Source organism: Streptomyces durbertensis (assembly GCF_014156695.1).
GTDB lineage: Bacteria > Actinomycetota > Actinomycetes > Streptomycetales > Streptomycetaceae > Streptomyces > Streptomyces durbertensis.
In genome coordinates this window covers 1-1,180 of the sequence record NZ_WMLF01000798.1, presented here as the reverse complement: position 1 = coordinate 1,180, position 1,180 = coordinate 1, and the positions used below count along the sequence as shown (strand labels likewise).

At 75.5% G+C, this 1,180-nt stretch carries 1 protein-coding gene; it reads left to right on the top strand.

Features of this window, described 5'->3' with window-relative positions:
- On the top strand, nt 1-1,117 hold a 1,117-nt coding region (locus GL263_RS26890; protein ID WP_182858333.1), incomplete at its 5' end, for an export associated protein.
- Nucleotides 1,118-1,180: the final 63 nt, after the last annotated feature.

The following is a 1,180-nucleotide window of genomic DNA, read 5'->3' as shown; positions in this document are numbered from 1 at the left end:
GGGCGACGCCAGCGGCTGGTCGATGAACGAACGCCTCTACAACCAGGTCTGGGGCATGTTCGAGGACCTGGCCCGGACGGTCGCCGCCTACCGCAGCGCGGTCGACTTCGCCGACTCCCGTATGGAGAAGGAGCTGGACCAGGCCCTGGCCGACCCGGCGACACGTTCCGGCCCGGCCGCCGACACCGCGCGGTCCGCCGCCCGCGCCAGGCACCGGGAACTCGTCGAGCGGGCCCGGTCCGTGCTGGACCGCGACCTGGCGCAGCTCTCGGCCGAGTCCCAGGTGGTGGAGCCGGCGCTGCCGCCGGAGTTCGCCCGCTGGGACAACCCCGTGTGGCACGGCTACCGCGTCCCCATGGAGACCCCGATGGCGGTGCGGCTGGGCGACATCAGCCTGCCGGAGCGGGCCGACCTGCGCATCCCCATGCTGATGCGGCTCCCGCTGGAACGCGGCCTGTGGATCGACGCCGGCCGCACCTCGCAGGCCGCCGCGCTGGTGGCGCCGGACGAGCTGCGCCGCCTCGCCGGCGACCTGGCGACCGCCATCGCGGGCCGACTGCTGGCGATCCACCCCGTCGGCGACCTCACCGTCCACGTCGTCGACGCGGCCGGCGCCCACGCGAACGGCTACGCACCGCTCACCGACAGCGGACTGCTCGGCGGACCCCCGGCCCGGGGCGCGGCCGGTGTCGCCGAGCTGCTGGCCACGCTCACCCGGCGCGTCGACCTCGTGCAGATGGCCGTGCGGAACCGGGCGCTGGACTCGCTGCCGCCGGAGATCGACACCGCCGACCAGCTGCTTGTCGTGCACGACTTCCCGCACGGCTTCGACGACCGGGCGGTCACCCAGCTCCGCTACCTCGCCGACGAGGGCCCGGCGGTCGGCGTCCACCTGATGATGGTGGCCGACCGGGAGGACTCCGGCGGCTACGGTCCGCTGCTCGACCCGCTGTGGCGTTCGCTGCTGCGGATCAGTCCGGTCAGCGACGACCACCTCGCCGACCCCTGGGTCGGGCACGCCTGGACGTACGAGCCGCCGCTGGTGCCGGCCGGCAGCCGGATCCTGCCGCAGGTGCTGGGCCAGGTCGCCGAGGCCCGCCGCCGCTACGGCAGTTGACGCCCCGCGCCGCCGGGCGGCGAGTGACGGACGGCACAGGATCGGCGGGCGGCGGGGCGGGGT